Origin of the sequence: Enterococcus eurekensis (genome assembly GCF_042654605.1) — a bacterium.
GTDB lineage: Bacteria > Bacillota > Bacilli > Lactobacillales > Enterococcaceae > Enterococcus_I > Enterococcus_I eurekensis.
The window spans coordinates 1-5,272 of record NZ_JBHSGT010000046.1 but is presented as its reverse complement, the minus strand read 5'-3'; the positions used below and the strand labels follow the sequence as shown (position 1 = coordinate 5,272).

The window sequence follows — 5,272 nt, the reverse complement described above, 5'->3', positions numbered from 1 at the left end:
GAGCATCTGATTTGTAATCAGAGGGTCGAGGGTTCAAGTCCTTTAGCCGGCATTTGAAAAATAAATAATTTATTTTAAGTAAATTTGCGGAAATAGCTCAGTGGTAGAGCACCACCTTGCCAAGGTGGGGGTCGCGGGTTCGAACCCCGTTTTCCGCTTAGCCAATTCTAACGCCGGGGTGGCGGAACTGGCAGACGCACAGGACTTAAAATCCTGCGGTGAGTGATCACCGTGCCGGTTCGATTCCGGCCCTCGGCATTATTATTTGCACCCATAGCTCAATTGGATAGAGTACTTGACTACGAATCAAGCGGTTAGAGGTTCGACTCCTCTTGGGTGCGTTAGATTAAATTCTAAACGGGAAGTAGCTCAGCTTGGTAGAGCACTTGGTTTGGGACCAAGGGGTCGCAGGTTCGAATCCTGTCTTCCCGATAGTCAATATTTTACGGGGCCTTAGCTCAGCTGGGAGAGCGCCTGCTTTGCACGCAGGAGGTCAGCGGTTCGATCCCGCTAGGCTCCATATCATTTTAATAATGATTCTTGTTTTATTTTCGCGGTGTAGCTCAGCTGGCTAGAGCGTCCGGTTCATACCCGGGAGGTCGGGGGTTCGATCCCCTTCGCCGCGATTTTTTTAGAGCCTGGACCTTTAGCTCAGTTGGTTAGAGCAGACGGCTCATAACCGTCCGGTCGTAGGTTCGAGTCCTACAAGGTCCATCGTGGCATTGTATATTTATAGTTTCAACTTTTTTATTTTCGGAGGATTACCCAAGTCCGGCTGAAGGGAACGGTCTTGAAAACCGTCAGGCGGGTAAAACCGTGCGGGGGTTCGAATCCCTCATCCTCCTTACTGAAGATCACTATGATTTATTGTAGATGATGAACAGTACTTGGCGAACAAAGTGATCTAAGTTTCCTATTTAAAAGAAACTAGTGATCTAATGTCAGCCCAACTTCAGCAGTACCTTTTGAATGCATGTCATTCACTTATCGCGGGATGGAGCAGTTCGGTAGCTCGTCGGGCTCATAACCCGAAGGTCGTAGGTTCAAATCCTGCTCCCGCAATTACTGTTATTTAAACAGTACACCTATAACAAAATCACTCTATATATGGTTTGGTAGTTCAGCTGGTTAGAATGCCTGCCTGTCACGCAGGAGGTCGCGGGTTCGAGTCCCGTCCAGACCGCCATGCGGGTGTAGTTTAGTGGTAAAACCACAGCCTTCCAAGCTGTTGTCGCGAGTTCGATTCTCGTCACCCGCTTGATTTTGTTATTACGGGCCTATAGCTCAGCTGGTTAGAGCGCACGCCTGATAAGCGTGAGGTCGATGGTTCGAGTCCATTTAGGCCCATTAATATCCAATATTTATATATTGGGGAAGTACTCAAGAGGCTGAAGAGGCGCCCCTGCTAAGGGTGTAGGTCGAGAAATCGGCGCGAGGGTTCAAATCCCTCCTTCTCCGTTTATAATTGGTCCGTTGGTCAAGCGGTTAAGACACCGCCCTTTCACGGCGGTAACACGGGTTCGAATCCCGTACGGATCATTTTGAAGCATTCATTTAGAATGTTTCTTTTTTTTTGTCTAAAAACGTTCACCAAGTCGAGTATTCAGATATTGATCAAGGCTGGAATCTGATTCATTTAAAAGAAAACTTTTCAGAAGTACAAGAAGCCAATCTTTTATCGTATTACCCTGAGAGAGTTTCGGAAATGAAAGCTTTGTATGAAGAGTGGCAGAAAAAATTCAATAGAAGGAATCAAAAGTAATCGAGAAGTATGAGTAATCAAACTTGTTTTTTAACTTTTATGAAAGAGTGTTCGAAAACAACTTGAAAATTAGCAAAAACTCAAGCAAAACAAGTGGAAATTTGGTATAATCAAAAGCGTTGCAAGTTCCCGAGAGGATTCGCTTAGAATTAAGTGGAGATGCCTTGTAACCGAAAATTAATCAGGGGGAATCATAATGAAAGAAAGACATTTATTTACTTCAGAATCTGTTTCAGAAGGCCATCCGGATAAGGTAGCCGATCAAATTAGTGATGCGATTTTAGATGCATTGTTGGAGAAAGATCCAATGGCGCGTGTCGCTTGTGAAACATCTGTAACAACGGGGTTAGTTTTAGTGTTTGGAGAAATTTCTACAACAGCCTACATTGATATCCAAAAAGTTGTGCGTGAGACAATTAAAGAAATTGGCTATACGCGTGCGAAATTCGGCTTTGATGGGGATACAGTCGCTGTTTTAGTAGCGATTGATGAACAATCACCGGATATTGCCCAAGGGGTTGACACAGCCTTAGAATCGCATGAAGAAGGTTCGGATGCACTTGATGAGATTGGTGCAGGTGACCAAGGGTTGATGTTTGGTTTTGCGGTCGATGAAACACCGGAACTAATGCCATTGCCAATTGCCTTAAGTCATCGTTTAGTTCGTCGTTTAGCAGAATTACGTAAAGCAGGTGAATTAACTTATTTACGCCCAGATGCTAAGTCACAAGTAACTGTTGAGTATGATGATAAACAACAGCCTGTTCGTGTCGATACGGTCGTGATTAGTACACAACATGATGAAGCTATTGATAATGAAACATTACGCCAAGATATTATCGATAAAGTTATTCGTGAAATCATTCCAGCCGAATTACTGGATGAACAAACAAAATATCACATTAATCCAACCGGACGATTTGTGATTGGTGGACCACAAGGGGATGCTGGGTTAACGGGTCGTAAAATTATTGTCGATACTTATGGTGGTTATTCTCGCCATGGTGGCGGTGCGTTTTCTGGGAAAGATGCGACGAAGGTCGATCGTTCAGCAAGTTACGCAGCTCGTTACATTGCCAAAAATATTGTTGCTGCTAAATTAGCAAAAAAAGCGGAAGTTCAACTCGCTTATGCGATTGGTGTAGCACAACCCGTATCAATTTCAATTGATACATTCGGAACGGGTCAAGTATCCGAAGCAAAATTAATTCAAGCGGTTCGTCAAAACTTTGATTTACGTCCAGCTGGAATTATTGAAATGTTAGATTTACGTCGTCCAATTTACCGACAAACAGCGGCGTATGGACATTTTGGTCGTACAGATATCGACTTGTCATGGGAAAAAACGGATAAAGTGGAAGCCCTATTAGCAAGTATGAAGGATTAACAGAGGCGACTTCTGTCATTAGGTATACCCTTTTGACAGAAGTGGTTTTTTTGTGTCGAAAATGGAAAGAGGGATGAGATGGAAAAAAAGAGAGAAACGAATGTACTAGTGGTTACGATTGCGGTTTTCGTTGCGACATTTATGACAGCAATTGAAGGAACGATTGTGACGACTGCGATGCCGACAATTGTGGGTTCTTTACATGGAATTGAAATGATGAACTGGGTTTTTTCAATTTATTTATTAACAAACGCGATGTTTACACCGATTTATGGGAAATTAGCGGATAAGGTGGGTCGTCGTCCGATTTTTATTATTGGAACAATGATTTTTATTGTTGGTTCAGCGTTATGCGGACTATCTGATGCGATGTTGACATTGATTATTGCTCGGGCAATTCAAGGAATTGGTGCCGGTGCAATGATGCCGGTTGCGTTAACAATCTTATCGGATATGTATGCTGCTGAAAAGCGGACTAAGATGCTCGGATTGAACAGCACTGCCTGGGGAATTGCCAGTGTCATTGGGCCATTAACCGGAGGAGTTATTGTTGATACTGTTGGTTGGCATTGGATTTTCTTTATTAATGTTCCAATTGGAATTGTTTTAATCTTTTTAGTTTCACGTTATTTAGTTGAAGAAAAACGCGAAAAAGAAAATAAAAAGATGGATGTTATGGGGAGTTTATCGTTGATGGCGATGTTGTTAACGTTATTACTTTCGTTTCAGTTTTTAAGTGAGTCAGGTATGGATATTAAATTTTTTGTGATGCTTATTGCCTTTATTTTATCGATTCTTTTATTCATTTATGTTGAGAAAAAAGCCGAAGATCCGGTTATCTCACTTGATTTGTTTAGTAATCAAATGTTCGTAGTTGTAAACTTAGTCGCTGCTCTAATCAGTGGTTTCTTGATGGCTGTTGAAGTTTATATTCCAATGTGGATGCAAGGCGTTTTAGGCTACCCTGCAGGTCTAGGTGGTCTGGTCTTAGCGCCGCTATCAATCCTATGGGTAGTTGGTTCAATGTTTGCGGGCCGTTGGATGGTACAACGGTCAGTCAAAGTCGCTTTGTTGCGAGCGCTAGGAATCGCGTTAGTTAGTAGCATTGCTTTGTTATTGATCCCAGTTAAATCCCCATTTATCGTCTTTCTAGTGATTTCTGCAATCACAGGAATCGGTGTTGGGGCAACAATTGTGATTACGACTGTTGCCGCGCAAAATAGTGTCGGAGTAGATCAGCTAGGGGTAGCAACGTCCTTTAACACTTTAAGTAAAACAATTGGTCAAACAGTGATGGTTTCGGTTTTTGGTCTAGTACTAAATACTGTCACACGTGCAGAACTTGCCACAGCAAGTTTAACCGATGATCCGGATATCATGAATAAATTAGTCAATCCACATACGGCTAAATTATTACCAGCAAACATCCTTGATCCATTGAGAGAAATTCTACATCAAGGCTTATGGGGAATTTACGTGGCGGGCTTTGTTTTGGTTTTAGGTTGTATTGGTGCAGTGATAGTTTTAAAAGAAAAAGCTAAGGAAATATAGAAATAAATAAAAAGAAGTTCTCCTTTGAAATGAGGGGAACTTCTTTTTTATATTTCTTTACATTCAACCGCTATGTAAATGTTATTTGACGATAAAATTACAAAGGTTAAAAAAAAAGAGACTTGAATTATACACGCCTTCGTTATAGTAGGTTTCAGGAGGTATCGACATGCTAAAAATTGAGAAGATTAAAAAAACATACCATCAAACACAAGTCTTAGATGACGTAAATTTAGAAATTCAAACAGGCGAAATTGTTTCGATCTTAGGTCAGTCTGGTTCGGGGAAATCAACGCTCTTAAATATTATTTTAGGTCTGGAACAAGCGACAGAAGGGAAACTATTTTTTTAAGACAAAGAAATTACGAGAACACCGATGGAAAAGCGTCCCTTTAATATTGTTTTTCAAGATTACGCTTTATTCCCTAATTTAACCGCTTATCAAAATTTAACTTATGGCTTACGCAATTTTAAAGACAAGGCGACAAAAGAAGAAGTTGATGAATTACCTGAATAATTCATACTTTTAATTAAAACCATGTGAAACTGCCTCACGGCAGCTTACAATTACT

The 5,272-nt window shown here is 41.3% G+C and carries 4 protein-coding genes, 14 tRNA genes and 1 riboswitch; all 18 genes read left to right on the top strand.

Translation table 11 applies throughout. From position 1 onward, the window contains the following. The first annotated feature begins 86 nt into the window (after window positions 1–86). The 18 genes from ACFO3L_RS07770 to ACFO3L_RS07685 all read left to right on the top strand — a co-directional run bounded on the left by ACFO3L_RS07770 (window position 87) and on the right by ACFO3L_RS07685 (window position 5,217). Window positions 87–158 (top strand) — tRNA-Gly (locus ACFO3L_RS07770). 14 nt (window positions 159–172) lie between these two features. Continuing rightward, a tRNA-Leu gene (locus tag ACFO3L_RS07765) sits at window positions 173–258 on the top strand. Window positions 259–267: 9 nt separating this feature from the next. Beyond that, window positions 268–341, top strand: a tRNA-Arg gene (locus tag ACFO3L_RS07760). A gap of 17 nt (window positions 342–358) precedes the next feature. After that, window positions 359–432: transfer RNA gene (locus tag ACFO3L_RS07755), tRNA-Pro, on the top strand. A gap of 15 nt (window positions 433–447) precedes the next feature. After that, a tRNA-Ala gene (locus tag ACFO3L_RS07750) sits at window positions 448–520 on the top strand. A 32-nt stretch (window positions 521–552) separates the two neighbouring features. Continuing rightward, window positions 553–626, top strand: a tRNA-Met gene (locus ACFO3L_RS07745). 14 nt (window positions 627–640) lie between these two features. Continuing rightward, window positions 641–714 (top strand) — tRNA-Ile (locus ACFO3L_RS07740). Window positions 715–755: 41 nt separating this feature from the next. After that, window positions 756–845: transfer RNA gene (locus ACFO3L_RS07735), tRNA-Ser, on the top strand. Between the two features lie 143 nt (window positions 846–988). After that, window positions 989–1,062, top strand: a tRNA-Met gene (locus tag ACFO3L_RS07730). A 47-nt stretch (window positions 1,063–1,109) separates the two neighbouring features. After that, window positions 1,110–1,186 (top strand) — tRNA-Asp (locus ACFO3L_RS07725). Window position 1,187: 1 nt separating this feature from the next. Next, a tRNA-Gly gene (locus tag ACFO3L_RS07720) sits at window positions 1,188–1,258 on the top strand. A gap of 15 nt (window positions 1,259–1,273) precedes the next feature. Beyond that, window positions 1,274–1,347 (top strand) — tRNA-Ile (locus ACFO3L_RS07715). A 23-nt stretch (window positions 1,348–1,370) separates the two neighbouring features. Beyond that, window positions 1,371–1,458 (top strand) — tRNA-Ser (locus ACFO3L_RS07710). A gap of 9 nt (window positions 1,459–1,467) precedes the next feature. After that, window positions 1,468–1,539 (top strand) — tRNA-Glu (locus ACFO3L_RS07705). A 337-nt stretch (window positions 1,540–1,876) separates the two neighbouring features. Next, window positions 1,877–1,961, top strand: a riboswitch (SMK box riboswitch). Then, window positions 1,959–3,149, top strand: a complete 1,191-nt coding sequence (gene metK, locus ACFO3L_RS07700) for a methionine adenosyltransferase (protein ID WP_379965580.1) — start codon at window positions 1,959–1,961, stop codon at window positions 3,147–3,149. Its footprint overlaps the riboswitch before it by 3 nt. A 78-nt stretch (window positions 3,150–3,227) precedes the next feature. Beyond that, complete coding sequence (locus ACFO3L_RS07695; RefSeq protein WP_379965577.1) at window positions 3,228–4,700, top strand: MDR family MFS transporter; 1,473 nt, start codon at window positions 3,228–3,230, stop codon at window positions 4,698–4,700. A gap of 169 nt (window positions 4,701–4,869) precedes the next feature. After that, window positions 4,870–5,052 carry an ATP-binding cassette domain-containing protein gene (locus tag ACFO3L_RS07690; RefSeq protein WP_379965574.1) on the top strand — a complete coding sequence of 61 codons (183 nt, stop codon included), beginning with the start codon at window positions 4,870–4,872 and terminating at the stop codon, window positions 5,050–5,052. A gap of 24 nt (window positions 5,053–5,076) precedes the next feature. Further along, window positions 5,077–5,217 carry a hypothetical protein gene (locus ACFO3L_RS07685; RefSeq protein ID WP_379965571.1) on the top strand — a complete coding sequence of 47 codons (141 nt, stop codon included), beginning with the start codon at window positions 5,077–5,079 and terminating at the stop codon, window positions 5,215–5,217. Window positions 5,218–5,272: the final 55 nt, after the last annotated feature.

Excerpts from the sequence above, each read along its gene's own strand:
- metK (WP_379965580.1), top strand. The coding sequence starts at position 1,959 with ATGAAAGAAAGACATTTATTTACTTCAGAATCTGTTTCAGAAGGCCAT.
- ACFO3L_RS07695 (WP_379965577.1), top strand. The coding sequence starts at position 3,228 with ATGGAAAAAAAGAGAGAAACGAATGTACTAGTGGTTACGATTGCGGTT.
- ACFO3L_RS07690 (WP_379965574.1), top strand. The coding sequence starts at position 4,870 with ATGCTAAAAATTGAGAAGATTAAAAAAACATACCATCAAACACAAGTC.
- ACFO3L_RS07685 (WP_379965571.1), top strand. The coding sequence starts at position 5,077 with ATGGAAAAGCGTCCCTTTAATATTGTTTTTCAAGATTACGCTTTATTC.